We start from the raw sequence: 24,400 nt of genomic DNA on the forward strand, positions 1-24,400 counted from the left end.
CATGGATGCTCCCGCGCTGCGCAGCCCTTTGGGCCAGTCCTTGCCGCATGAATCGGCCCACCTGCACGTCAGCGGCCGCGCCGCTTACATCGACGACATCCCTGAACCCGTGGGCACCTTGCACGCCGCCTTGGGCCTGTCGCCCGTCGCGCATGGGCGCTGGCTCGGCATCGATCTGGACGCCTTGCGCGCCCTTGACGGGGTGGTGGCGGTCTACACGGCGGCGGATTTTCCGGGGCCGAACGATTGCGGTGCCATCGTTCACGACGAGCCGATCTTGGCCGAGCCGCCCAGCGCCGCAGGCCCCGGAACGCTGCGTTACTTGGGCCAGCCGGTCTTTGCCGTGATCGCCACCGACCGCATGGCGGCTCGGCGGGCGGCGGCCCACGCCAAGCAGGTGCTGCGCATCGAGCCCCTGCCGGCGGTGCTGGACGTGCGCGCTGCCCACACCGCAGGCGACTATGTGGTGCCGCCGATGCACCTGAGCCGCAGTCACCATCCCGGCGGCGTGGCCGGGGCGATCCACGGCGCAGCGCATCGGCTCGAAGGCCGTTTCAGCCTGGGCGGCCAAGAGCAGTTTTATCTCGAAGGTCAGATCGCTTTGGCCTTGCCGCAAGACGACGGCGGCCTCTTGGTTCACTGCTCCACCCAACACCCCAGCGAAATGCAAGCCGTGGTGGCGCACGCTTTGGCGCTGCCCACGCACCAAGTGCAGGTGATGTGCCGGCGCATGGGCGGCGGCTTTGGCGGCAAGGAGTCGCAATCCGCCCCCTTTGCCTGCGTCGCCGCCTTGGCCGCCCAACGCTTGGAGCGGCCGGTGAAGCTGCGACTTGACCGCGACGACGACTTCCTCATCACCGGGCGACGCCATGGTTTCGAGTTTGATTGGGAGGTCGGCTTCGACGCCGAGGGCCGCATCCAAGGCCTCGACGTCAGCCTGATCGGCCACGCTGGGCATTCGGCCGATCTCTCAGGCCCGGTGCTCACCCGAGCGCTGTGCCACATCGATAACACTTATTGGTTGCCCAACGTGGCCCTGAACGGCTACATGGCCCGCACCCACACCCAAAGCAACACCGCCTTTCGCGGCTTTGGGGGGCCGCAAGGGGCGTTGCTGACCGAGGTGGTGCTGGATCACATCGCCCGCCATCTGGGCGTTGATGCGCTGGCGGTGCGCCAAGCCAACTGGTACGGCGTCGAGAGCCAAAACGTCACGCCCTACGGCCAGACGGTGCGTGACAACGTGATCGCGCCGCTCACCGCACAGCTCATCGATCAAAGCGCTTACCACGCGCGCCGCGCCGCGCTGCAAGCCTTCAACGACGCCAGCCCGATCCTCAAAAAAGGCTTGGCGCTCACGCCGGTCAAGTTCGGCATCGCCTTCAACGTCAACCACTTCAACCAAGCCGGGGCGCTGGTGCATGTCTACCAAGACGGCTCGGTGTTGGTGAACCACGGCGGCACCGAGATGGGCCAAGGCGTCAACACCAAGGTGGCGCAGGTGGTGGCGCATGAGTTGGGTCTGCCGCTGAGCCGGGTGCGTTGCAGCGCCACCGACACCAGCAAGGTGGCCAACACCTCGGCCACAGCCGCCTCGACCGGCTCGGACCTGAACGGCAAGGCGGCCCAAGACGCCGCCCGGCAGATCACGCAGCGCTTGGCGCAGTTGGCGGCGGACCTTTGGGGCGGCGCGGTGCGCGCGGAGCAAGTGCGTTTTGCCGGCGGCGCGGTCCACGGCCCGGACGGCCAGAGCATCGCCTTCAGCGCGCTGGTGCAAAAAGCCTATGTGGCCCGGGTGCAGCTTTGGAGCGACGGCTTCTACGCCACGCCCGGCTTGTCGTGGGACCGCAGCACCTTGAGCGGCCACCCGTTTCACTACTTTGCCTACGGCGCAGCGGTGAGCGAGGTGCTGCTCGACACCCTCACGGGCGAATGGCGCTTGCTGCGCAGCGACTTGCTGCACGACGTCGGCCGCTCGCTCAACCCCGCCATCGACATCGGTCAGATCGAGGGCGGCTTCATCCAAGGCATGGGCTGGCTGACCAGCGAAGAGCTGGTTTGGCACCCCCGCAGCGGCGCGCTGCTGACCCACGCGCCCTCGACCTACAAAATCCCCACCGCCAACGACGCCCCTGCGGTTTGGCACACCGCGCTGTTTGACAACGCCAACGTCGAAGACAGCATCCACCGCAGCAAAGCCGTGGGTGAGCCACCGCTGCTGCTGGCCTTTTCGGTCTTTTTGGCCCTGCGCGACGCGGTGGCCGCCTGCGGCCCAGCCGGTTGTCAGCCGCCCCTGAAAGCCCCCGCCACCCCCGAAGCGCTCTTGATGGCCATCACCGCCGTTCGCTCAACCGTTCGCCCTGAGCCGCTTTTTTCTTCCGTTCGCCCTGAGCCTGTCGAAGGGCCTCTCCCATCCGCCACAGCGCCGTCCTGAACCATGCTCGATCTGGCCCAAGCCCGGCAGTGGCTCCTGAGCGGCGCACCGGCGCTGATCATCACGGTGCAGCACACCCGTGGCTCGGTGCCGCGCAATGCCGGCACGCGCATGCTGGTCGGGCTGGACGCGGTGGCCGGCACCTTGGGGGGAGGCCATCTGGAATGGCAAGCCATCGCCCGCGCCCGCCAAGCCTTGGCGGCTGATTCCCGCCATCCTGCCCCCTTCGACTGGCGCGTGGCCCTTGGCCCCTCACTGGGTCAGTGCTGCGGCGGCGAAGTCACCCTGCACTTCGAGCCCCTCAACGCCACCGCCTTGGCCGCCTGGCCCGCGCCCGCAGTGCGCTTTGTGTTGCAGCTCTACGGCGCAGGCCACGTCGGCCAAGCCATCGTGGCGGTGTTGGCGCACATCCCCTGCCGCGTCCTCTGGCTCGACGCCCGCGAAGACGCCTTCCCGCCCCCATCCACCCCTTTGCCCACACCCCTGCCCAGCCACATCGAACGCCTGTGCTCTGACCCCCTCGAAGCCGAAGTCGATCTGGCCCCGCCCGGTGCCTTCCACCTCGTCCTGACCCACGACCACAGCCTCGACCTGCGTCTGGCCCAAACCATCCTGCACCGCCAACGCCACCACGCCGACATCGGCTGGTTCGGCCTCATCGGCTCCGCCACCAAACGCGCCCGCTTCCACCACCGCCTCACCCATCACGGCTTCGCGGCCGCCGAACTGGCCACCATGCACTGCCCCATCGGTTTGCCCGATCTTCTTGGCAAGGAACCCGGCGTGATCGCCGTGTCGGTGGTGGCGGAGATGTTGATGGTCACGCAACCCACCATGGCACCGAAGCCCAACTCGGCTCCGTTCGAGCTGAGCCCCCTTGACCGTTCGGGCTGAGCTTGTCGAAGCCCCGCCCGTTTGGCCTCAAGCCCTTCGACAGGCTCAGGGCGAACGGGTTCGTGATGCGACCCATGCCGTCCCCCCATTTAAAAAGGCCATGGGTGGTTTCAAGCGAAACACCCACTGCACCCACCATGACACCCACGACACCCACCCTCCTCATCCACCACGCCACCCTCATCGCCACCATGGACGAGCAGCGCAGGGAGGTGCGGGATGGGAGTGTGTTGATTCGGGGCGGGGTGATTGCGGCGGTGGGGCCGGCGGCGGAAGTGGCGGGCATGGCGCAGCAGTGGGTGGGCGAGGTGGATGAGGTGATTGATGCGCGGGGGCATGTGGTGGTGCCGGGGTTGATCAATACGCATCACCACATGTACCAAAGCCTCACGCGGGCGATTCCGGCGGCGCAGAACGCGGAGTTGTTTGGGTGGCTGAAGACGCTTTATCCGATCTGGGCCGGCCTGACGCCCGAGATGGTGCAGGTGAGCACCCAGGTGGCGATGGCGGAGTTGCTGCTTTCGGGCTGCACCACCAGCTCCGACCACCTCTACCTCTACCCCAACGGCGTGCGGCTCGACGACTCGATCGAAGCGGCGCAGCAAATAGGCATGCGCTTTCATGCCGCACGCGGCAGCATGAGCGTGGGTGAATCCAGCGGCGGGTTGCCGCCCGACAGCTTGGTGGAGCGCGAAGACGCCATCCTCAAAGACACCCAGCGCCTGATCGAAACCCATCACGACGAAGGGCGCTACGCCATGCTGCGGGTGGTGGCGGCACCCTGCTCGCCCTTCAGCGTCAGCCGCGACTTGATGCGCGAATCGGCGCAGCTGGCGCGGGCATACCGCACCCGCATGCACACCCATCTGGCCGAGAACGACCACGACGTGGCCTACAGCCGCGAAAAGTTCGGCATGACGCCCACCGAATACGCCGAAAGCCTGGGCTGGCTGGGCGACGATGTTTGGCACGCGCACTGCGTCAAGCTCGACGCCCCCGGCATCGCCCGCTTTGCCGCCACCGGCACGGGGGTGGCGCACTGCCCGTGCAGCAACATGCGCTTGGCCTCGGGCATCGCGCCCATCCGCCGCATGCTCGACGCTGGCGTGCCGGTGGGCTTGGGCGTGGACGGCAGCGCCAGCAACGACGCCGCGCACCTGCTGAACGAAGCGCGCCAAGCCATGCTGCTGGCGCGGGTGGGGCGCTCGCTGGAGCCCTTCGGCTGCGACCACGGCCCGGCCGAGATGACCGCCCGCAACGCCCTTGAAATCGCCACCCGAGGCGGGGCTCGCGTGCTGGGCCGCGACGACATCGGCCACCTCAGCGTCGGCATGGCCGCCGATTTGGCGATCTTCGACACCCGCACCCTGGGCTTTGCCGGCGGTGCCCTGCACGACCCCCTCGGCGCTTTGCTGCTCTGCGCCTCAGCCCAAGCCGCCTACACCATCGTCAACGGCCGCATCGTCGTCCGCCAAGGCCAACTCACCACCGTGGACCTCGGCCCGCTGGTCGAGCGACATAACCGGCTGGCGGGGGTGTTGGTGGGGGGTTAAAAACGCTCAGCCCTTCGCCCGCCCGATTTCTTCCGGGACCGCTTCATCCTCAATGCCAAGGTGGCGCTCGATTTCTTGTTCGATGAAACGGGCTTGTTCGGCGTTGCGCAGGTTAGGCACCAAAACCACGACGGCGCGATCACGGGTGATGACACGAACCTGAAAATTGGACGTATCACTTTCATCATCGTCCCGAGCCTTGGTGATCTCTTCCCGGGCAAAGAGCTGGAGGATGTCTGCGATCAACAGATCTTTCTCGCCCGGAGACGGCACAGGTCGGTACCTCACGGTGATCCGATCTGGCCCCACGACGATGAAGGTGGTGTTGAGCCAAAACGCTGCCACAACATACGTAAGCCCCAACGTTGCAAGCGGCAAAACTATCCTGCCAAGACCATCGTAATTTTCGATGTTGATCTGGCCCAAGGCTTCGAGCGCTTGGATGGTCACCAGAAAAACCAGCCCCAAACTGAACAGCACAGCCTTGTAATCAAACCAGCGCCAAGCCATTTCCAACGTGCCCAAACGCCGCCGCAGGGTCATGCCGCGTGGAAGGGGAATGGGTGGGTTGAGTCTCATGTGGGTCATCCTAGAGCACGAAGTACGTGGCTTGGGATACCCTCGGCGACCGCCTCTGATACAGATCAAAACCCTTTTGAAAGCTGCCCCATGACCCTGGAGATTGGAACCACCGCCACCGCAACGCTGACCGTCGATGGTGGCGATTTGGCCACTGTGTTGAATCAACAGGCCACCGACGGCTTTCCGGCGGTGCTGGCCACGGCACGGATGATCGGTTTGATGGAATTGGCCGCCTCGCGGGTGCTGCATCCGCTACTCAAGGCCGGTGAGTTATCGGTGGGTGTGCGGGTCGATGTCACCCACAGCGCCGCCACCCCGGTCGGAGCCTTGGTCACGGCCGAAGCACGCTACGTGGGCCGAGAAGGCAAGCTGCATGTGTTTGAAATCACCGCCCGTGATCCCGGTGGCGAAATCGGTCGCGGCAGCCACCAACGCGCCATCGTCAGCGCCGAGCGCCTGCTGGGCGGAGCAGCAAAGCGGTTGGGGACGTAGAAAACCCCCTTTGACAAGGGGGCGGGGGATTTACTCCGCCACGGCCTGAGTGGCCAACCACTGCTCCAGCGCCTGCGCCATCACGGCGTTGAGGCCGCCGTCTTGGGTAACGGCGCGGTCACGGACGCGGTTGAGGAGGTCGGCGGGCAGGCGGCAGGCCACGGGGATGAGCTTGGGCGCGGCGGGGCGCTGCTCACGTTTGTCGGCCGATGGGGCTGCTGCTTGGGCTGAGCCTTGGGCGAAGCGGTGGGGCACGCCCGTGGCCTTCATCTTGCCCTCAAGTTTTTTGGCGAGGTTTTTGACGAGGCCGGTGTTTTTTAAGCTCATGCGCTATCTCTTGAAGTTTCTGAAACGTGGGGTGCATTGTCCGCTTTATCCCCCACGTTACCCCCCACCCATCGCCTTCCACAGCGTCAGGCGGTTGAGCTGTTCGGCCAAACGGGTTTGGACGAGGGCTTGTTCGGCGGCGAGGAGGTTGCGCTGGGCGTCTTGGCGTTCGAGCTCGCTGGCGGCACCCCGGCTGGCGCGCAGGTCGGTCAGGCGGGCGATCTCGCGGGTGGCGCGCAGTTGCAGCTCTTGAGCGCTGCGCTGATCGCGCCAACTGGCTTGGGCTGCCAAGGCGTCGGCCGTGTCACGGAAGGCGTTTTGCACCGCCTTTTCGTACTGCGCCACCGCGATCTCGCGGTTGATCTTGGCGATCTCTAGATTGGACTGGTTGCGGCCGGCATCGAAGATCGTCATCAAGGCCTGCGAGCTGAGCGTCCACGCGAAATGACCCGGCTGGAGCAGATCGCTGAAGACGTTGGCGACCTGACCGGCGCTGGCGGTCAAGGTGATGCGCGGGAAAAACGCCGCCCGGGCAGCACCGATGTTGGCGTGGGCCGCGATCAGCGCTTGCTCGGCTTGGACCACGTCGGGGCGGGCCAGCAAGGCCTCGGACGACAGCCCACCGGGCACTTCGGCCAAGCCGCCTGCCTCAGCAGCCTGCGTGGCTTCCATGGCATCGGTCGGCACCGGGCCGCCCACCAGCACGCTGAGGTTGTTCAGCTCTTGGGCACGCGCCCGGCTGAGTTGCGCGACCGCACTTTGGGCTTGAGCCACCAAGCTTTGGGCCGAGACCAGCTCAAGCTGGGTTGCTGCGCCCACATCGGCCTTGAGCTGCGTGAGCTTGAGCGTGTCGCTGCGGCTGGCCAAAGCACTCTCGGCCATGGCGAGCTGCTCGATGTTGGCGGCCAAGTTCAGGTAGCTCGTCACCACCGCAGCCACCAGCGTCAGCTCAGCACTACGCCGACCGGCTTCGGTGGCGAGCAACTGGGCTTTGGCGGCTTCGCTCAAGTTGGCGATGCGGCCGAAGAAGTCCAGCTCCCAAGCGTTGAACTGCACCCCGGCGTTGATCAAGGTGACTTCCTTGCCCGTCACCAGACTCGGGCTGCGCGTGGCCGAGAGCCCCGCGCCCAAGGTCGGATAACGATCCGCCTGCACGACGCCCAACTGAGCCCGGGCGCGCTCGACGCTCAGCAGCGCCACACGCACATCGCGGTTGTTCGCCAGCGCCTGCTGCACCAAGGGCCGCAACTGCGCTGAACGGATCAAAGCGTCCCAAGCCAGCGGGGCCGACGTTGTGTTGGCCGAAGCCGATGAAGCGGCGGGCTCAGCCGACATCACCACCGTGGAGGGCACAGCCGGGCGTTCATAGCTCGGGGCCAGATGGGTACAACCCGCCAAACCGGCCAAGGTCACGGCGGTCAGGGCCGCGACCCAAGATGAGCCAAGGGCTTTTTTCATCAGTGTTTCCCTTCTTGCTGGGCCGGCTTCAACATCACCGCCACCGCATCGGTCGCGGGCGAGGACAGCGCCGTGGCGTGCGGTGCGACGTGCTTGCTCGGAAACAAGCGCCGAATGACAACAAAGAACACCGGCACCAAAAACACCGCCAGCACGGTGGCGGTGATCATGCCGCCCATCACGCCCGTGCCGATGGCCCGCTGACTGGCCGAGCCCGCGCCGGTGGCAATCGCCAGCGGCAGCACGCCCAAGATGAAGGCGAAGCTGGTCATGATGATCGGCCGAAAGCGCAGGTGGCAGGCTTCGAGCGTGGCTTCGAGCAAGCCCTTGCCTTCGGCCTGCAAGTCCTTGGCGAACTCGATGATCAGGATGGCGTTCTTGGCAGAAAGACCAATGATGGTGATCAGCCCAACCTTGAAGTAAACGTCGTTGGGCATGTCGCGCAGCCAAACGCCCGTGAGTGAGCCCAGGATGCCCAGCGGCACCACCAGCAACACCGCCACCGGGATGCTCCAGCTCTCATAGAGCGCGGCCAGACACAGAAACACCGCCAGCATCGAGAACGCCATCAAGACCAGCGCTTGCGCGCCCGAGAGCTTTTCTTCGCGCGATTGGCCAGTCCACTCATAGCCAAAGCCCTGCGGCAACTGGGTGGCCAGGCGTTCCATTTCGGCCATCGCGTCCCCCGTGCTGAAGCCCTTGGCGGCGTCGCCGGCGATCTTCATGGCCGAGTAGCCGTTGTAGCGCACCGTCTGCACCGGGCCCTTGATCCAGCGCGTGCTGGCAAAGGCCGAGATCGGCACTTGCTGGCCCCGGTTGTTGGGCACGTGCAGCTTGAGCAGATCCTCGGGCTGGCTGCGCAGCGTTGCATCAGCCTGGACCACCACGCGCTGCATGCGCCCGGCGTTGGGGAAGTCGTTGACGTAGGTGGAGCCAAAAGCGGTGGCCAGCGTGCCGGCGATGGCGTCAAACGGCACGCCCAAAGCGGCGGCGCGTTCGCGGTCGATGTCGAGCTTGAGCTGCGGCGCGTCTTCCAGACCGTCCGGTCGCACCCCCGCCAGCACCTTGCTTTGGCTGGCCATGCCGAGCAACTGATTGCGCGCCGCCAGCAAAGCGTCATGGCCCAGACCGGCGCGGTCTTGGAGCCGGAAGGTGAAGCCGGTGGCGGTGCCCAGTTCAGGAATCGGTGGCGGCGAGAGCGGAAAGATAAAGCCATCGCGCACTTGCATCATCGCGCCAAAGGCCCGGCCAGCCACCGCCTGCGCGGTGTGCTCTGCGCCCGGACGCTCGCTCCAGTCCTTCAGCGGCACGAAGGCCAAGCCAGCGTTTTGGCCCGCACCGGCAAAGCTGAAGCCCATCACGCCGATGATCTTTTCGACCTCGGGCTGCTTCATGAAGTAGCCCTCGACTTGCTGCATGACCTTTTCGGTACGGTTGACCGACGCGCCCGGCGGCAGCTGCACGTTGACCAGCAGATAGCCTTGGTCTTCGTTGGGCAAGAAGGAGGTCGGCAGCCGGTTGTAGAGGAAGGCCACCGCGCCCAAGACGGCGGCGTAGATCACCAGATAGCGCCCCGCCTTGCGAATGATGCGTGCCACCAAGCCTTCGTAGCCGTGGGTGGTGCGCTTGAAGGCGCGGTTGAAGGCACCAAAAAAGCCCTTCTTCGCGTGATGGCCCGGATCGACGGGTTTAAGCAGCGTGGCGCAAAGCGCCGGCGTGAGCGACAAGGCCATCAGCGCTGAGAACAGCATCGACGACACCATCGAGAGCGAGAACTGGCGGTAGATGTTGCCCACCGAGCCGCTGAAAAACGCCATTGGCACGAACACGCTCACCAGCACCACGGTGATACCGATGATCGCCCCGGTGATCTGGCCCATCGCCTTGACGGTGGCATCACGCGGCGAGAGCCCTTCTTCGGCCATGATGCGTTCGACGTTTTCCACCACCACGATGGCGTCGTCCACCAAGATGCCGATGGCCAGCACCATGCCAAAGAGCGTGAGCACGTTGATCGAAAAGCCGGCCGTCAGCATCACCGCAAAGGTGCCCATCAAGGCCACCGGCACCACGATGGTCGGGATCAGCGTGTAGCGCAGGTTTTGCAGGAACAAGAACATCACCACAAAGACCAGCGCGATGGCCTCAATCAGGGTGTGGATGACCTTCTCGATCGAGATGCTGACGAACTTGGAGGCGTCATAGGGCACTTCGAAGCTCACGCCTTCGGGAAAGTACTTCTGCAACTCAGCCAGCCGGGCCTTGATCGCGGTAGCCGTGGCCAGCGCGTTGCCGGTGGGCGAGAGCTGAATACCGATGCCGGTGGCGGTCACGCCGTTCAGGCGCGACGAGGTGGCATACGCCGCGCCGCCGATCTCGACCCGCGCCACGTCACGCACCCGCACGGCCGAGCCGTCGGGGTTGGTGCGCAGCTGGATCTGAGCAAACTCAGCCGGGGTGCTGAACTGACCGGCCACGTTGACGGTGGCGAACATGCTCTGTTCACGCGGGCTGGGTGTGCCGCCCACGGTGCCGGCCGAGACTTGCAGGTTTTGCGCCCGGATCGCCGCCACCACGTCGTTCATCGACAGGCCATAACCCACCAACCGGGCCGGATCGACCCAGATGCGCAGCGCACGCTCAGTGCCGAACAGCGTGGCTTGACCGACACCGGCAATCCGCAGGATTTCAGGCTGGACGTTGCGCGCGGCGTAGTCACCCAAAGCAATCGGGTCAAAGGCCGGATTGCGCGAGGTGATCATGGCGATCATCAAGAAGTTGGAGCGGGCTTTGTCCACCCGCACGCCCAGCTGCGTGACCACTGCGGGCAGGCGCGGCGTGGCGCGGCTCAGGCGGTTTTGCACCTCGATCTGCGCAATCGCCACGTCGGTGCCGGGCTGGAAGGTCGCATTCAGCGTGCCCGAGCCGTTGGCGTCGGTGCTCGACTCCATGTAGATCAGGTTGGGCGCGCCGTTGAGCTCTTGCTCGATCACGGCCAACACGGTGTCTTCCAGCACCTGCGCCGAAGCGCCGGGGTAGTTCATGCTGATGACGATGGAAGGCGGGGCCACCGTCGGGTACTGCGCCACCGGCAACTTGGTGATCGCAGCGGCCCCCAAGACGAGGATGAACAGCGCAATCACCCAGGCAAAAATCGGCCGGTCGATGAAAAAACGTGAGGACATGGCTCAGGCCTCCGGGTCAGCGGCTGGCAGCCGAAGCAGCAGGGGCGGACGGTGCCGCGCCGACCGGGGTCCACGGCACCGGGCGCACCGGCGACTTGGGCCGCATCTTCTGGAAGCCGTCCACGATGACTTGCTCACCCGGCTTCAAGCCGTCCAGCACCACCCACTGCGAGCCTTGGGCCGAGCCGATCTTGACCGGACGCGGCATGGGCATATCGCCCTCGCCCACCACCAGCACCGTGTCGCCCGTGGCGGCGCGGGTCACCGCTTGTTGCGGCACCAAGATGCCGGCATCGGTGCGCGCCAGCGCCAGCCGCACCTTGACGAACAAGCCCGGCAGCAGCACGCCATCGGGGTTGGGCACTTCAGCGCGCAGCGTCACTTGGCCCGAAGTGGCATCGACCGTCAGATCAGAAAACAGCAGCTTGCCGGGGTGCGCATATTCGCTGCCATCGTCCAGCACCACCTTCAGTTCGGCCCCGCCGCCGCCCGCAGCGCCCACGCGCTTGAGCTGACCGGACTCGAAAGCGCGGCGCAAGCGCAGTACTTCAGAGGCCGGCTGGGTGAAGTTGACGTACATCAGGTCGGTCTGCTGGATCGTGGCCAGCAGCGTGGCCTCGCCCTGCCCCACCAGCGCCCCTTCGGTGACCAGCGAGCGGCCGATGCGGCCATGAATCGGCGCTTGCACGGCGGCGTATTCAAGATTGAGCTTGGCGGTTTGCACCGTGGCCTTGGCGGTGGCCACGTCGGCCTCGGCCAGCTTCAACGCGGTCTGCGTACCCACCCATTCAGTCTGGCTGATGGCCTTGGCCGCCACCAGCGGCTCGTTGCGCTCAAAGGTGGCGCGGGCCTGCGCCAGATTCGCTTCGGCCTTGGCCTGCGCGGCCTGTGCGCTGTCAAGCGTGGCGCGATACAGCGAAGCATCCAGCTGGAACAGCGACTGCCCGGCCTTGACCATGCCACCCTCATTGAACAAGCGCTTATGCACGATGCCCGGCACCCGAGCCCGCACCTGCGCCGTGCGCCAAGCCTCCAAGCGACCCGGCAGATCGGTCGCCAAGGCCACCGAGGTCGGCTGCACCGTGATCACGCCCACAGCGGGCGGCGGCGGCATGGCCGGTGCCGAAGCCCCGGCACCCACCTGCGGCCCCGCCGAACCCCCGCCCCCACACGCCGCCAAGATCAACGCCGACACCACCAGCAAGGCGCGCCCGGCGTAGGCCATTCGAAACGAAACGGGGAGATGAGACAGGGACATCGGGGGCCTCGACTGGGAAAACAGGGCTGGAAAGGGGTGGCATCTTACATACAATCGTGCATGTATGTTTGAAGGGCCGCCATGGTTCGCCGCACCAAAGAAGACGCCGCTGCCACCCGCGAGCAGTTGCTCGACACCGCTGAAACCCTTTTCTTGCACCAAGGCGTGGGCCGGACCTCGTTGCACGAGATCGCCAGCGCCGCCGGGCTGACACGCGGTGCCATCTACTGGCACTTCAAAGACAAGGCCGATCTGTACTGCGCCATGATGGACCGGGCCACCCTGCCCTGCGAACAAGCCGCCCAAGCCATCATCGGCCAACGCGCCAGCACCGACCCGGCCGCCGCACTGCGCGAACTGGCCCAAATGCCCCTGCAACGCCTGCGCAACGACGCACGCACCCGGCGCGTGTTCTGCATCGCCATGCACCGCACCGAACACAACGAAGAACTGGCCCCCTTGCGCCAACGCCAACTCGACGGCGTCGCCCGCTACACCCAGCGCCTGCGCCAACTGATGGCCGACATCCACCCCACCGCCCCGCCCGCAACCCTCGACGCTGCCGCCTTGGGCCTGTACGCCCTCGTCGATGGCCTGCTCAAACACGCCACCCAAATGGATCACCCCGACCCAGTCCTGACCGCCGGCGAGCGGGCGCTGGAGATTTATGTGGCGGGGTTAACGGGTTACTTGGCTTGTTCGGGGTGAGCTTGTCGAAACCCATGCTCGGGGGCTAACGGGTCATCCACAGGGAATCGACAAGGCATCAACGGGGATAGGATCGCCCCCATGCCAACACGTCCTGCGCCCACCCCCGCCCTCCTCGCCTCTTGGCTCTCCGAAGCTCAGTCTGTCGCTCGGCAGGCGCTGGCTGGTGGGCATCATCCGTTTGGGGCGGTGTTGATCGGGCCGGATGGGTACACGGTGTTGTTGCGGCAGGGCAATGTGAGCACGGTCAATCATGCGGAGGCGGTGCTGGCACGGGCGGCGGCGGAGCGGTTTGAGGCCGACCTGCTTTGGCAATGCACGCTGGTGACCACGGTGGAGCCGTGCGCGATGTGTGCGGCCACGCAGTATTGGGCGCACATCGGCCGGGTGGTTTACGGCATGAGCGAGGCGCGCTTGCTGCAACTCACCGGCAACCACGCCGACAACCCGACGCTTGATCTGCCGTGCCGCGAGGTGTTTGCGCGCGGCCAAAAGGCCATTGAGGTGATCGGCCCGGTGGCGGCGATGGAAGAGGAGATCGCGGCGCTGCATGTTGATTTCTGGACGAATCGCCCCCAATCGGCGTAGTCTGGGCCTGTCTAAAACTAGGCTCTCTCATCATGATCAGTCCCGTCTCCAAGAGCAGTGCCCGTGCGACCCGTTCCCAGATCGCGATCCGCAACCTTGCCTTGGTCGGCCCGAGTGCGGCTGGCAAGACCACCTTGGCGGAGGCGCTGTTGCAGGCCGCCAGCATGATCGGCGCGGCGGGGTCGGTGGAACGGAGCAACACCGTCAGCGACTTTGATGCGCTGGAGCAGCGCATGCAGCACTCGCTGCTCACCAGCGTGTTGCACCTCAGCCATCAAGACACCCGCATCCATTTGCTCGACACGCCCGGCAGCGCCGACTGCCTTGGCCAGTCGCTACCCGCGCTTGAAGCGGTGGAAACCGCCGCCATCGTCATCAACGCCGCCACCGGCATCGAGCCCATGGCGCTGCGCATGATGACTTGGGCGGCAGAGCGCCAGCTCGACCGCCTCATCATCGTCAACCGCATCGACACCGTCGGGGTGGATCTGCAAGCGCTGCTGGCCGACATCCAAGCCACCTTTGGCCGTGAATGCCTGCCGCTGAACCTGCCGGCGCGTCAAGGTCAGGAGGTGGTCGATGGCTGGTTGACCCCTGAGGCCACCGCCGGTCACGAGGCCGATTTTTCCTCCGTCGCTGCTGCGCACCGTGCGCTGGTGGAACAGGTGGTGGAAGTCGATGGCGATTTTGTCGAGCGCTACCTCAACGAGGGCGACGTGCCCGCCACCGAACTGCACGCGCCGCTGGAGCAGGCGCTGCGCGAGGGTCATCTGATCCCCGTGGTGTTTGTGTCGGCCAAAACCGGGGCGGGCGTGAAGGCGCTGCTCGACGTGATCGTGCAGTTGCTGCCGGACCCGTCGGAAGGCAACCCGCCGGCCTTCCTCAAGGGCGAAGGCGAAGCCGCCACGCCGATGGTGGCGCGTGTCGATGCCAGCGCCCATATGCAAGTCCATGTGCTGGCCCATGTCTTCAAGGTCAGCATCGACCCCTACGTCGGCAAGCTCGGCGTCTTGCGCGTCCACCAAGGCACCGTGACACCGAACAGCCAGCTCTACATCGGTGATGGTCGCAAGCCCTTCAAGGTCGGGCACCTGTTCCGCCTTCAAGGCCGGGAGCATGTGGAGGTGAACCAGGCTGGGCCGGGCGACATCGTGGCCATCGCCAAGGTCGATGAGATCGCCTTCGACGCGGTGCTGCACGACGCCGCCGAGGACGATCACATCCACTTGAAGCCCCTGCCCTTCCCGGTGCCGGTGCATGGTCTGGCGCTGAAACCCCAGCGCCACGGCGACGAGCAGCGTCTGGCGGAAGTGTTGGCCAAGCTAACCGCCGAAGACCCGTGCCTGAAGACCGAGCACGTCGCCAGCACGCACGAAACCGTGGTCTACGGCTTGGGAGAACTCCATCTGCGCGTGCTGCTGGAGCGCCTGCGCGAAACCTATCGCGTCGAAGTCGATACCGCACCGCCGCGCATCGCCTACCGCGAGACCATCACGGTGGCCGCGCAGGCGCAGTACCGTCACAAGAAGCAAAGCGGCGGCGCGGGCCAATTCGGCGAGGTCCACCTGCAAGTCGAGCCGTTGCCGCGCGGAGCGGGTTTCGAGTTCGTCAGCGCGGTCAAGGGCGGTGCCATTCCGGGGCAGTTCATGCCGTCGGTCGAAAAGGGCGTGCGCTTGGCAATGGCAGCCGGCGTCATCAGCGGTCACCCGGTGGTGGATGTGCGCGTCACGGTGCTCGACGGCAAACACCACAGCGTCGATAGCAAGGACATCGCTTTTGTGACCGCCGGCAAGAAAGCCTTCATCCAAGCCCTGCGTGAGGCCACACCCGTGGTGCTGGAGCCCATCGTCGATGTCGAAATCAGCGCCCCCGAGGCCGTGCTAGGCGACGTGACCGGCGACCTATCCTCGCGCCGTGGCGAGGTGCGCGCTACGGATGCGCTGACCACCGGCCAAGCCGTGGTTCGCGCCCGCGTCCCCTTGGCTGAACTCACCAGCTACCAAACTCGCCTGAACGCCCTCACGCGCGGCGAAGGCCACTACACCTTGGCCCTATCGCACTTCGACGCCGTGCCGCCGAACGTGCAAGCGGAGATGGTGAAGCACTTCCAACTCAAAGATGAAGATTGAGGGCTGCTGGTCATGTACCTCCCATCCCCCTTCCACGAAACCCGCCTTGAGGTCTTGCACGCGCTGATGCGCACTCACCCGTTGGCAACGCTCATCACGGGCAGCACACCGGGTTTTGATCCCCTTGACGCCGATCACCTGCCTGTGTCGCTAATCACCCAGCCAGCGGCGAATGCAGCAGCGGATGACCTCGGCGTATTGCGTGCTCATGTAGCGCGGGCCAATCCGCTTTGGCAAAAGATCGCCCAAGCCCCGGCTGGGGTGATGGATGTTTTGGCGATCTTTCATGGCCCCGAGGCCTACGTCACGCCCTCGTGGTATCCCAGCAAGGCCGACAACGGCAAAGTGGTGCCGACATGGAACTACGCGGTGGTCCACGCCCACGGGCAGGCGCGTGTCATCGACGACCCGGCTTGGGTTCGCGCCCAAATGCATGCGCTGACCCATGGCCAAGAGCAAGCTCGGCCCGCACCGTGGCAGATGCTGGATGCACCCAGCGATTACATCGAGCGCATGGTGTCGGCAGTGGTGGGCATCGAGATCACCATCACGCGACTCACCGGCAAGTTCAAGCTCAGCCAGAACCAAACTGCACCCAACCGTGCTGGCGTGATCCAAGGCCTGGACGCTCAAACAGCGCCCGCACAGGACGCGAACGAGGCCCTGACAAAGCTCATGCGCAACGCTGGGTAGTGCTTACCAACATTTCGCATTACGGGAAATCCTTGAGAAGAACAGAGCGCGGAGGCGGTTACGCTCGGGCCGCTTTCAGGGATCTGTCAAAACGTCCTGACCAACAGACGTGGCCGCGACAGACCGTCCACGAGACGGCGTGCCACCTCGGAGAGTCCGATGCTCAAGTTTTTCCTTCTCATCCTGATCGTCGTCGTCGCGTTGCTGATCTACACAGCCACCCGACCCGACACCTTCCGCATTGCGCGTGCCACCTTGGTCAAAGCCAGCCCGGATACCCTTTTTGCCCTGATCAACGACCTGCGCCGCCACGCCGCTTGGGGTCCGTGGGAATCGCTGGATCCGTCGATGAAACGGACTTACAGCGAAAACACCCAAGGTCTCGGAGCCAGTTATGCCTGGGTCGGCAACCATCAAGCCGGCACCGGCCGCATCGAGATCACCGAGTCCGTGCCCCACAGCCGAGTGCGCATGAAGCTCGATTACCTCCAGCCTTTCGAGGCCCACAACAGCGTCGAATTCACCCTCGACCGCCAAGGCGAGACCACCTTGGTGACGTGGTCCATGCAGGGCACGAACAATTTCATGGGCAAGTTGATGGGTCTGCTGTTCAGTGATCGCCTGATCGGCGGCATGTTTGAAAAGGGCCTGAGCAACCTCAAGGCCTTGGCCGAGAGTGCGACGCCGGCGGTGCTGGCGCCGTGAGTTGAAGGGCTCGTGATAGATTCAATGGATTCATGAATCTATTCATCGAGCTATTCACTCGCCCCGGCCAAGCGTGACAACCCACGACGACGACCTTCGACGATATCTGGCACAAGGGCCGACCAGCCCACGCCAACTCCTTGAAAAAACAGGCATCAGCCAGCCGACGCTCTCACGAGCCATCACCGCCATGGGCGATGCCGTCGTGCGTATCGGTGCGGCCAGATCCATTCAATACGTTCTGCGCGACGCACAACGCGGACTCAACGACATCCCCGTCTACCGCGTCGGCACGGACGGCACGATCCAGCCACTGGGAGAACTGATCCCCGTTCGCCCCGATGGCTTCGTCATGCGCCAAGCCGACGGCATCACGCTGCATAGCGACAGCCTGCCGTGGTGGCTGCTCGATATGCGCCCCCAAGGCTTCCTTGGACGAGCCTACGCGGCACAACATGCCGACATGCTGGGCCTGCCGACCAAACTATCCGACTGGAGCGATGCCGACGCGTTGCGCGCCCTGATGGCGCACGGTCACGATGCGGTGGGCAACGTGCTGTTGGGCGACCGCGCCCGGGACCATTTTCTGAGCGCCCCGCCTCCGGCAGCGATACCGACGCGTCAAAAGGGTGCGATCTACGCCCGTCTGGCCCAAGAAGCCACCAGCGGTGATCGGCCCGGCTCATCGGCTGGCGGCGAACAGCCCAAGTTCACCGCCTTGGTTCAAACCCCCACGAACCCTTGCCATGTGTTGGTCAAGTTCACCTTGCCAGAAGCCAACCCCGTGACCGAACGGTGGCGTGACCTGCTGTTGGCTGAACACCATGCCCTTGAGACGCTGCGCGCCGCAGGCTTGCCGGCGGCCCGCTCTGGCGTCATCGACCACGCCGGCCAGCGCTTTTTGGAGCTTGAACGCTTTGATCGGGTCGGCACCCAAGGGCGGTGCGGTCTGTGCTCCCTCAGTGCCCTCGAAGCAGAGTTCGTCGGCGACGCCACCGCACCGTGGCCCGCCCTCGCGGCACGACTGGCAGCCGGCCGGCACATCCGGCCCGCAGCGGTCCACGATGCAGCGCGGCTCTACGCTTTTGGGACGCTGATCGGCAACACCGACATGCACAACGGCAATCTCTCCTTCGTCAGCCACCACGGTCGCCCCTACGCGCTGGCCCCGGCCTACGACATGCTGCCCATGGCCTTCGCCCCCCGGGCGAGCGGCGGCATGCCCCATGATGTGCCGGCGGCCCACCTGCACGCCAGCGTCCCCCACCCCATTTGGGGCCAAACGCTGGGTTGGGCCAGCGATTTTCTGGCTCGCCTTCGGGCTGATTCCCGGTGCTCAGCCAACTTCCAGCCTTGCCTCCAAAGCCTCGCCCGACATCTTGACGTCGCCAGCACAACCATCGCCCGTCTCGGGTGATCTCCCCCCCGCCACAACCCCATGACCCCATGAGCCGATTGCAGACCGAATTTCAGCGCCTCTACCGTCCTCTTCGACCCACCACGGTTGAGACCCTCGATCAAGGATCGGTGGCCGTCGCCCGCGCCATGGTGTTCGAGCTGGCCGGGCCGGCGGACTGGCAGCAGCTTTCGACGGTTTGGCGCGGGGTGCAGAGTGATTTGGATCTGCCCGCACCCGCCATCGCCGCCTCAGGTCTCGACGGCCTGCAACTTTGGTTCTCGCTCAGCGAGCCGGTGAGCTTGGCGCAGGCCCAAAGCTTCCTTGAGCATCTGCGCCACCGCTACCTGCCCGACGTCGCTGCTCGGCGTATCAAGCTGATGCCCACCGTGGATACCCCGGACGACACCGTGGCCGTCCCAGCCCTCCAAGTCACCGGCAACTGGTCCACTTTCGTCGCCCCCGACTTGGCCCCACTGTTTGCCGAAACCCCTTGGCTCGACATCCCCCCGGGCCGCGATGGCCAAGCGCACCTGCTCAGCGCCCTGAAAAGCATCCAGCCCGCCGCCTTCAGCACCGCCTTGGCCCAACTTCAAGCCGATCTCCAAGTCGATGAAGCTGCCGCGACCGCCGCTGCACAGCCCGCAGAACCACCGCCCACCGCAACCCAACCCCGCGACTACGGCCCCAACCTCGCTCCCCAAACCTTCTTGCTGGCCGTCATGAACGACCCCACCGCGCCTTTGGCACTGCGAATCGAGGCGGCGAAGGCGTTGCTGCCTGCGGAGAATATGGCCACAATCACCGCATGAAATGCGGCGATAACACGGGTAACACATACATTTGGCAGGCCAGCGACTGGCCAAGTTGGCGCTTCGACGTGGCGGCTTTGGCCCAGCCCTTGGCCAACGTCAGCCGCGCTCAGGGCCTGTTGATGGGCCGACTGGCCGATGTCGGCATGGCCTTGCGCGATCAAGCCAGTCTGTCGGCACTCACCGATGACGTCATCAAAACCAGCGAGATGGAGGGTGAGCAACTCAACGTCTTGTCTGTACGCTCCTCCATCGCCCGCCGCCTTGGCGTGGACATCGGTGCCTTGGCTCCGGTGGATCGACACGTTGAAGGTGTGGTCGAAATGGTGCTCGACGCCACAGCGCACTGCGATGCCCCCATCACGCGGGAGCGCTTGTTCGGGTGGCATGCCGCGCTCTTCCCCACAGGCTATGCGGGCTTGGTCCGCATCAACGTGGGCTGCTGGCGTGACGACGCCACCGGACCGATGCAGGTGATCTCTGGCCCTCTGGGTCACCCAAGTCGGCAGCGTGTGCATTTTGAAGCGCCCCCCGCTGACCGACTGGCCACCGAGATCGACCGTTTTCTGGCTTGGGCCAACAGCACGTCGGGCGAACCGGCCCTGATCAAAGCCGGCCTAGCCCACTTGTGGCTCGTCACCTTGCATCCGTTTGATGACGGCAACGGCCGCATCGCCCGCGCTATCGGCGACCTGTTTTTAGCTCGTGCTGACGGCAGTACCCAGCGCTTTTACAGCTTATCAGCGCAAATCCAGCGCGAGCGCAAGGCCTACTACGACATCCTAGAGCGCACCCAGAAAACCTCGCTGGATGTCACCGAGTGGTTGGCTTGGTTCCTCCACACACTCCACTTGGCCGTCGATCAGGCACAGCACACGCTCAACGCGGTACTTGCCAAGGCCCAGTTCTGGCAACGCTGGGCGACACCCGGTTCGGCACCGCCCAACGAGCGACAGGCGAAGCTGATCAATCGACTGCTCGACGGCTTCGACGGCAAACTCACCAGCAGCAAATGGGCCGCCATCGCCAAATGCTCACCCGACACCGCCCTGCGCGACATCACCGATTTACTGGCTCGTGGCGTCTTGCAAAAATCAGAAGCAGGTGGGCGTAGTACCAGCTACGAACTGAGCGACAAAGCCTCCTAAGGCTGCCACACGTGTTGGGAATGCCTACTCATCTCTCGCCACCCTCGCTGTCATGAACGAAACCCCTTGCCTTGGATGCTACGAGTCAAAGATGTGAACACGTTGCCGCCCCGTCATGAGAGAAAAGATGGTGCAGGTAGCGCGCCGAAATGTGAACAAAAAATGTTTTTTCGGGTAGAGTCGTCCTCACTCAAAACTTGATATAAAAATCGTATGCGTACCGTCACATACAACCTTCAACAAATTTTGGCCGAAGTCAAGCGCGGGTATTATGTAATACCTCGCTTCCAACGGCAATTTGTTTGGAATAACGCACAAGTAAAATTGTTAGTTGACTCTATTGCCAGAAATTACCCTATTGGGTCATTGCTTCTTCTACATGAAACATCACCTAAAGATCCATTTTTAAGTTCGCGCCCCATCGACGGGCTTATAAAGATGGCCGAAGTTGATCCTGATGACGACGATGGCACTAACGAAATCATCAGCTCTTCTGAAGAAGAAAGAACATCTTTTTATTATGTTCTTGATGACCAACAGCGCCTAACATCTATTGCTCGTGTTTTCTTGCAACTTGGAAGTGACAATTATTTTTATTTTGATCTAAAGAAGTTGCTCGGGTTTGATTCCTCAGACAGACCATCACCAAACTGGGTCGTCAAAAGGAAGTCAACCGTTAAGATGTCAAGTCAATACATCCGAAGCGATGCTATTGCCGACTCGGAGCGCTGCCAAGTATTAGTTGATGAATATTTTGAATCTGCCGAAGATTCCATGAAAGGCAATCGACCGGCACAGAGAAAAGCATCAGCAAAAGTCAACAAGATATTTGAAACCATCAGAAACTATCAAATACCACTCGTTGTTATTGATAGAGGCGACTCAACAGAAGCTATTTGTCGAATATTCGAAACCATAAATTCTACGGGCACTCGACTTACAACTTTCGACTTGGCGGTAGCAAGATTTTTCCCCAAGCCTGATCTGCATGAACTGTGGCGAGAAAGTCGAGATAAGTTCAAGATACTTGAACGATTTGACGTCGATGGTGAGCGAGCGCTACAAATCATTTCTCTGTCCCATGGCTACAAGACAAGCGGCTCTCTTGAGGCGACAAGAAGCGCCTTGTTCTCCATGTCAAAAGAGAATATTTCCCTGGGCTGGGATCGAGCGGTACGCGCCTTGGCGGATGCTTATTTGTGGGTAGAGAACCGAGGCCTTGTACCAAAGTTCATGGCGAATGAAGTATTGCTAGTTCCTCTTGCTTTTTTTCTTTCGGAAGTTACAGATGATTGGAAACATAAAAATCCAGGCTATGAAGTAACTCTGGAAAGATGGTATTTTTCAAATGTCTTTCAGCAAGGTGCAGTTCAAGCATCAAATTATCAAATCACTCTCCTTGCTTCTTCTCTAAGAGCTTGGCTTGAACAGGGAAAACCACCTGAGGCGCAAATAGTCAACATAACAGTTGATGACATACTTCGACTGCATCGAACCGACAACAGATATAGAGGAATTCAGTCTATTCTCAGATGGAAGGGTGGCAGAGATCTTTGGACGGGAGAAGTACTTGATCCTGACGATGTTGAAGATCATCACATTTTCCCCGCAGCCTATGCAAATCGTAGCGCCATCAAAAGAAAAGATCTTGATTCGATTGCAAATCGAGTTTTGGTCTCCACGATAACAAATCGCAAACTAAGCGATAGAATGCCTGCAGATTATTTCAGAGAAATGCTTGATTTTCATAGAGCAAACGGAACCATCGATCAAAAAAATGCGCTTTTGAAATGCGCCTGCATTCCATTTCATGATTCAATAGAAGAAACCATAGCTTCTTTTGATCAAAGTCGCATACCAGCATTTTTACGAATGCGCGCCGAATTGATGCTTGATCTTATCAAGTCAATATTGGGTGATTGCATGAAGACAGAAAAATTAAGTAGTTCTGATGATCTGCCAGATTCTGATGATTAATCGAATTAGCATCGCTCTTCGATAAATCAATTGCCATCCAGAAATCCTGTGCGTGAACTCGCCTCTCTCACCCCCTCACAAACCCAAACCGCTGCGGCAGCTCTGCGCTGTGGAGGGTGGTGAAGGGCCAAACCAAGGCTTCTAGGGCGTCCAAGGCGGCGTGCATGTCCATAGAGCGGACGAGGCCGAGGCCGTGTTCGGTGTGGAGGTAGAGGCGGCCTTGTTCGTCTTGGATGGCTTGGTGGACGTGGGCCACAGTCAAGCCGGTGTGGGTCTGGATGAGGGTGTGGCTTGGTTGCTGCTGCACGCCCAGCACCCACGGGGCGGCTTCGAGGGTGACGTAGACCCGTTGCGGGCCGTTTTGGAAGAACCATGCGCCCTCGGCATCGACGCTGTAATTGCGCTCAATGAAACCAAGCAGCTTCTCGTGGCGGATTAGGCTGCCCTTGACCTGCGGAAAAGGCCCTGCCGCTTGGGTGGCGTCGTCACGCATCCACCACTGGCCGCGCATGTCCAGCGCCAGCCAACCGTAGCAGGCCGGCACGTGGGGCCATTTGCGCAAAGCGGCTTCAACGATTTCATCCATGGCGCGATCTTGCCACCCCCATGGGGTGAGCCCACCCCACCCAGTCCATCACGGCCTGCGGCAGCGCTTGGGGGTCGCGCGGGAAACGCGCAGCGGGGAAGCCCACATGGCCGCCGTGGCGCGGCTGGCAAAGCGTGACTGCGGAGCTGACCTCGGCAGGCTTGGGCAAGCAGGCCGCTGGCACAAAGGGATCGTTGAGCGGGTTGAGCACCAACGTTGGCACGTGGATGCGGTGCAAATGCGGCTTGGCCGAAGAGCGGTGCCAGTAATCGCGGGCATCGGCAAAGCCGTGCAAGGGCGCGGTGAACACGTCGTCGAACTCGCCCAAAGTGCGCGCCGAGCGCAGCCGCTGGGCGTCGAAAAGTCCGGGATACTGCGCCAGCTTGGCCAAGGCCTTGGGTTTCATGCTGCGCAGGAACATCGGGGTGTAAGTCCAGCGCCCCAAGCCCCGGCTGATGGCTGCCGCGCTGGCAGCCAGATCAAGCGGCGCGCAGATGGCGGCCACCGCGTCCACCCGCTCAGTCGCCGCTGAACCGGCCTCAGCGGCCCAGCGCAGCAAGGCATTGCCACCCAGCGACACCCCCACCGCCACCACCCGGGTCACACCCGCGCTTTGGCAGGCATGCGCCAGCAAAGCACCAATCTCAGCGTGATCGCCCGAGTGATAGGCCCGGGGCGCGCGATTGAGCTCCCCCGAGCAACCCCGGAAATGCGGTACCACCAAGGCCCAGCCGTGGCTTTGGGCCCAGGCGGCAAAAGCGCGGGCGTAGTGGCTAGCGGAGGAACCTTCCAAGCCGTGAAACAGCACCAAGCAGCGCGCAGCTGCTGCGTTTGCCGAGCTTGTTGAACTGATTGCGGGCGGATCGAACCAATCGGCATCGACGAAATCGCCGTCAGCCAAAGTCCAGCGCTCGCGTCGCCAAGCCAAGGCATGGGTGGGGCCAAGCAGCGCGGGGATGATGGTTTGGGCGTGGCCCCCGGGCAGCCACCAGGGTGGAGCCGAGGGGGGCTGCATCAATGCAGGGTGGAAGGGGACTCGCCGCCCTCGTGATGCTCACGGCCCGTGCCCGGGCTAGCGTGATGCACCACCAAACGCCAACCTTCGGGGGTTTTGAGGTAGAGATGCGTGGCCAGCACCCAGATCAGGCGCGGACCTTCGGCGGTTTCGACCCGCACCCGCTCGACCACATGGTGTAGCACCGTGCCACCACCGGGCAGCGTGACGCGCTGCACCGACATGGGTCGCACATCCACACCGTGACCTTGGCTGAAGAGCTGCTCGTAAGCGGCGCGGATCGCACGCTTGCCACTCAAACGGCCCGAGCCGGGGTGGATGCAGCAAGCGGCTTCATCGTCATCCAGCCAGACCGCCATCATGCGTTCCAAGTCGCCATGCTGAAGGGCTTCATAGAACTGGGCTTCGGTATCGTCCGGCGTGGCCAGCAAAACGGCCTGGAGATGGGTCTTGGGCATGT

General features: G+C 63.3%; 21 protein-coding genes. 13 read left to right on the forward strand and 8 right to left on the reverse strand.

Annotated elements, in window-relative coordinates; all coding sequences use genetic code 11:
• Nucleotide 1 precedes the first annotated feature (1 nt).
• From xdhB to AC3VI7_RS01940, 3 genes are all read left to right on the forward strand, one after another.
• Nucleotides 2–2,434: a xanthine dehydrogenase molybdopterin binding subunit gene (xdhB, locus tag AC3VI7_RS01930; RefSeq protein ID WP_489667680.1), complete on the forward strand. Its 2,433-nt coding sequence runs from the start codon at nt 2–4 to the stop codon at nt 2,432–2,434.
• A 3-nt stretch (nt 2,435–2,437) separates the two neighbouring features.
• Nucleotides 2,438–3,328 (forward strand): xanthine dehydrogenase accessory protein XdhC, encoded by an 891-nt coding sequence (gene xdhC / locus AC3VI7_RS01935; RefSeq protein WP_489667681.1) that lies wholly within the window; start codon nt 2,438–2,440, stop codon nt 3,326–3,328.
• Between the two features lie 137 nt (nt 3,329–3,465).
• The gene (locus AC3VI7_RS01940) at nt 3,466–4,881 is read left to right on the forward strand and encodes an 8-oxoguanine deaminase (protein ID WP_489667682.1); all 1,416 of its coding nucleotides are present in this window, start codon (nt 3,466–3,468) and stop codon (nt 4,879–4,881) included.
• Nucleotides 4,882–4,887: 6 nt separating this feature from the next.
• On the opposite strand, the gene AC3VI7_RS01945 is transcribed toward AC3VI7_RS01940, so the two are convergent.
• Nucleotides 4,888–5,460, reverse strand: coding sequence for a hypothetical protein (locus AC3VI7_RS01945; protein ID WP_489667683.1), 573 nt, complete (start codon nt 5,458–5,460; stop codon nt 4,888–4,890).
• 90 nt (nt 5,461–5,550) lie between these two features.
• Here AC3VI7_RS01945 and AC3VI7_RS01950 point away from each other — a divergent pair, with 90 nt between their 5' ends.
• The gene (locus AC3VI7_RS01950) at nt 5,551–5,955 is read left to right on the forward strand and encodes a thioesterase family protein (protein WP_489667684.1); all 405 of its coding nucleotides are present in this window, start codon (nt 5,551–5,553) and stop codon (nt 5,953–5,955) included.
• Nucleotides 5,956–5,985: 30 nt separating this feature from the next.
• Here the strand turns inward: AC3VI7_RS01950 and AC3VI7_RS01955 are convergent, their stop codons facing one another.
• Genes AC3VI7_RS01955 through AC3VI7_RS01970 form a run of 4 tightly spaced genes read right to left on the reverse strand, consistent with a single transcriptional unit; the run spans nt 5,986 to nt 12,183 of the window.
• Nucleotides 5,986–6,282 carry a hypothetical protein gene (locus AC3VI7_RS01955; protein WP_489667685.1) on the reverse strand — a complete coding sequence of 99 codons (297 nt, stop codon included), beginning with the start codon at nt 6,280–6,282 and terminating at the stop codon, nt 5,986–5,988.
• A 57-nt stretch (nt 6,283–6,339) separates the two neighbouring features.
• Nucleotides 6,340–7,740, reverse strand: coding sequence for an efflux transporter outer membrane subunit (locus tag AC3VI7_RS01960; protein WP_489667686.1), 1,401 nt, complete (start codon nt 7,738–7,740; stop codon nt 6,340–6,342).
• Nucleotides 7,740–10,925 (reverse strand): efflux RND transporter permease subunit, encoded by a 3,186-nt coding sequence (locus AC3VI7_RS01965; protein WP_489667687.1) that lies wholly within the window; start codon nt 10,923–10,925, stop codon nt 7,740–7,742. Before AC3VI7_RS01965 ends, AC3VI7_RS01960 begins: the two co-directional genes overlap by 1 nt.
• A 16-nt stretch (nt 10,926–10,941) precedes the next feature.
• Entirely contained in the window at nt 10,942–12,183 is a 1,242-nt protein-coding gene (locus AC3VI7_RS01970; protein WP_489667688.1) for an efflux RND transporter periplasmic adaptor subunit, read from the reverse strand.
• Nucleotides 12,184–12,264: 81 nt separating this feature from the next.
• Here AC3VI7_RS01970 and AC3VI7_RS01975 point away from each other — a divergent pair, with 81 nt between their 5' ends.
• The 9 genes from AC3VI7_RS01975 (at nt 12,265) to AC3VI7_RS02015 (ending at nt 22,339) form a co-directional block, all read left to right on the forward strand.
• Complete coding sequence (locus tag AC3VI7_RS01975; RefSeq protein ID WP_489667689.1) at nt 12,265–12,891, forward strand: TetR family transcriptional regulator; 627 nt, start codon at nt 12,265–12,267, stop codon at nt 12,889–12,891.
• Nucleotides 12,892–12,972: 81 nt separating this feature from the next.
• On the forward strand, nt 12,973–13,479 hold the full coding sequence (locus tag AC3VI7_RS01980; RefSeq protein ID WP_489667690.1) for a nucleoside deaminase: 507 nt from the start codon (nt 12,973–12,975) through the stop codon (nt 13,477–13,479).
• Nucleotides 13,480–13,511: 32 nt separating this feature from the next.
• Nucleotides 13,512–15,608: an elongation factor G gene (gene fusA, locus AC3VI7_RS01985; RefSeq protein ID WP_489667691.1), complete on the forward strand. Its 2,097-nt coding sequence runs from the start codon at nt 13,512–13,514 to the stop codon at nt 15,606–15,608.
• A 12-nt stretch (nt 15,609–15,620) separates the two neighbouring features.
• Nucleotides 15,621–16,301, forward strand: a complete 681-nt coding sequence (locus AC3VI7_RS01990) for an FMN-binding negative transcriptional regulator (protein ID WP_489667692.1) — start codon at nt 15,621–15,623, stop codon at nt 16,299–16,301.
• 159 nt (nt 16,302–16,460) lie between these two features.
• Nucleotides 16,461–17,006, forward strand: coding sequence for an SRPBCC family protein (locus AC3VI7_RS01995; protein ID WP_489667693.1), 546 nt, complete (start codon nt 16,461–16,463; stop codon nt 17,004–17,006).
• Between the two features lie 73 nt (nt 17,007–17,079).
• The gene (yjjJ, locus tag AC3VI7_RS02000; protein ID WP_489667694.1) at nt 17,080–18,423 is read left to right on the forward strand and encodes a type II toxin-antitoxin system HipA family toxin YjjJ; all 1,344 of its coding nucleotides are present in this window, start codon (nt 17,080–17,082) and stop codon (nt 18,421–18,423) included.
• 29 nt (nt 18,424–18,452) lie between these two features.
• Entirely contained in the window at nt 18,453–19,214 is a 762-nt protein-coding gene (locus tag AC3VI7_RS02005; protein WP_489667695.1) for a hypothetical protein, read from the forward strand.
• Nucleotides 19,211–20,362: a Fic family protein gene (locus AC3VI7_RS02010; RefSeq protein WP_489667696.1), complete on the forward strand. Its 1,152-nt coding sequence runs from the start codon at nt 19,211–19,213 to the stop codon at nt 20,360–20,362. The genes AC3VI7_RS02005 and AC3VI7_RS02010 overlap by 4 nt, the downstream gene beginning before the upstream one ends.
• A gap of 213 nt (nt 20,363–20,575) precedes the next feature.
• On the forward strand, nt 20,576–22,339 hold the full coding sequence (locus tag AC3VI7_RS02015) for a GmrSD restriction endonuclease domain-containing protein (protein WP_489667697.1): 1,764 nt from the start codon (nt 20,576–20,578) through the stop codon (nt 22,337–22,339).
• A 67-nt stretch (nt 22,340–22,406) separates the two neighbouring features.
• On the opposite strand, the gene AC3VI7_RS02020 is transcribed toward AC3VI7_RS02015, so the two are convergent.
• Genes AC3VI7_RS02020 through AC3VI7_RS02030 form a run of 3 tightly spaced genes read right to left on the reverse strand, consistent with a single transcriptional unit; the run spans nt 22,407 to nt 24,398 of the window.
• The gene (locus AC3VI7_RS02020; RefSeq protein WP_489667698.1) at nt 22,407–22,925 is read right to left on the reverse strand and encodes a DUF2946 family protein; all 519 of its coding nucleotides are present in this window, start codon (nt 22,923–22,925) and stop codon (nt 22,407–22,409) included.
• Nucleotides 22,918–23,940: a YheT family hydrolase gene (locus AC3VI7_RS02025; RefSeq protein ID WP_489667699.1), complete on the reverse strand. Its 1,023-nt coding sequence runs from the start codon at nt 23,938–23,940 to the stop codon at nt 22,918–22,920. The genes AC3VI7_RS02020 and AC3VI7_RS02025 overlap by 8 nt, the downstream gene beginning before the upstream one ends.
• Entirely contained in the window at nt 23,940–24,398 is a 459-nt protein-coding gene (locus tag AC3VI7_RS02030; RefSeq protein ID WP_489671086.1) for a YybH family protein, read from the reverse strand. The genes AC3VI7_RS02025 and AC3VI7_RS02030 overlap by 1 nt, the downstream gene beginning before the upstream one ends.
• Nucleotides 24,399–24,400: the final 2 nt, after the last annotated feature.

The organism is Leptothrix toolikensis (SeqCode), from assembly GCF_057922285.1.

Coding starts and splice junctions, on each gene's coding strand:
- xdhB (WP_489667680.1), top strand. CDS start 2: ATGGATGCTCCCGCGCTGCGCAGCCCTTTGGGCCAGTCCTTGCCGCAT.
- xdhC (WP_489667681.1), top strand. CDS start 2,438: ATGCTCGATCTGGCCCAAGCCCGGCAGTGGCTCCTGAGCGGCGCACCG.
- AC3VI7_RS01940 (WP_489667682.1), top strand. CDS start 3,466: ATGACACCCACGACACCCACCCTCCTCATCCACCACGCCACCCTCATC.
- AC3VI7_RS01945 (WP_489667683.1), bottom strand. CDS start 5,460: ATGAGACTCAACCCACCCATTCCCCTTCCACGCGGCATGACCCTGCGG.
- AC3VI7_RS01950 (WP_489667684.1), top strand. CDS start 5,551: ATGACCCTGGAGATTGGAACCACCGCCACCGCAACGCTGACCGTCGAT.
- AC3VI7_RS01955 (WP_489667685.1), bottom strand. CDS start 6,282: ATGAGCTTAAAAAACACCGGCCTCGTCAAAAACCTCGCCAAAAAACTT.
- AC3VI7_RS01960 (WP_489667686.1), bottom strand. CDS start 7,740: ATGAAAAAAGCCCTTGGCTCATCTTGGGTCGCGGCCCTGACCGCCGTG.
- AC3VI7_RS01965 (WP_489667687.1), bottom strand. CDS start 10,925: ATGTCCTCACGTTTTTTCATCGACCGGCCGATTTTTGCCTGGGTGATT.
- AC3VI7_RS01970 (WP_489667688.1), bottom strand. CDS start 12,183: ATGTCCCTGTCTCATCTCCCCGTTTCGTTTCGAATGGCCTACGCCGGG.
- AC3VI7_RS01975 (WP_489667689.1), top strand. CDS start 12,265: ATGGTTCGCCGCACCAAAGAAGACGCCGCTGCCACCCGCGAGCAGTTG.
- AC3VI7_RS01980 (WP_489667690.1), top strand. CDS start 12,973: ATGCCAACACGTCCTGCGCCCACCCCCGCCCTCCTCGCCTCTTGGCTC.
- fusA (WP_489667691.1), top strand. CDS start 13,512: ATGATCAGTCCCGTCTCCAAGAGCAGTGCCCGTGCGACCCGTTCCCAG.
- AC3VI7_RS01990 (WP_489667692.1), top strand. CDS start 15,621: ATGTACCTCCCATCCCCCTTCCACGAAACCCGCCTTGAGGTCTTGCAC.
- AC3VI7_RS01995 (WP_489667693.1), top strand. CDS start 16,461: ATGCTCAAGTTTTTCCTTCTCATCCTGATCGTCGTCGTCGCGTTGCTG.
- AC3VI7_RS02005 (WP_489667695.1), top strand. CDS start 18,453: ATGAGCCGATTGCAGACCGAATTTCAGCGCCTCTACCGTCCTCTTCGA.
- AC3VI7_RS02010 (WP_489667696.1), top strand. CDS start 19,211: ATGAAATGCGGCGATAACACGGGTAACACATACATTTGGCAGGCCAGC.
- AC3VI7_RS02015 (WP_489667697.1), top strand. CDS start 20,576: ATGCGTACCGTCACATACAACCTTCAACAAATTTTGGCCGAAGTCAAG.
- AC3VI7_RS02020 (WP_489667698.1), bottom strand. CDS start 22,925: ATGGATGAAATCGTTGAAGCCGCTTTGCGCAAATGGCCCCACGTGCCG.
- AC3VI7_RS02025 (WP_489667699.1), bottom strand. CDS start 23,940: ATGCAGCCCCCCTCGGCTCCACCCTGGTGGCTGCCCGGGGGCCACGCC.
- AC3VI7_RS02030 (WP_489671086.1), bottom strand. CDS start 24,398: ATGCCCAAGACCCATCTCCAGGCCGTTTTGCTGGCCACGCCGGACGAT.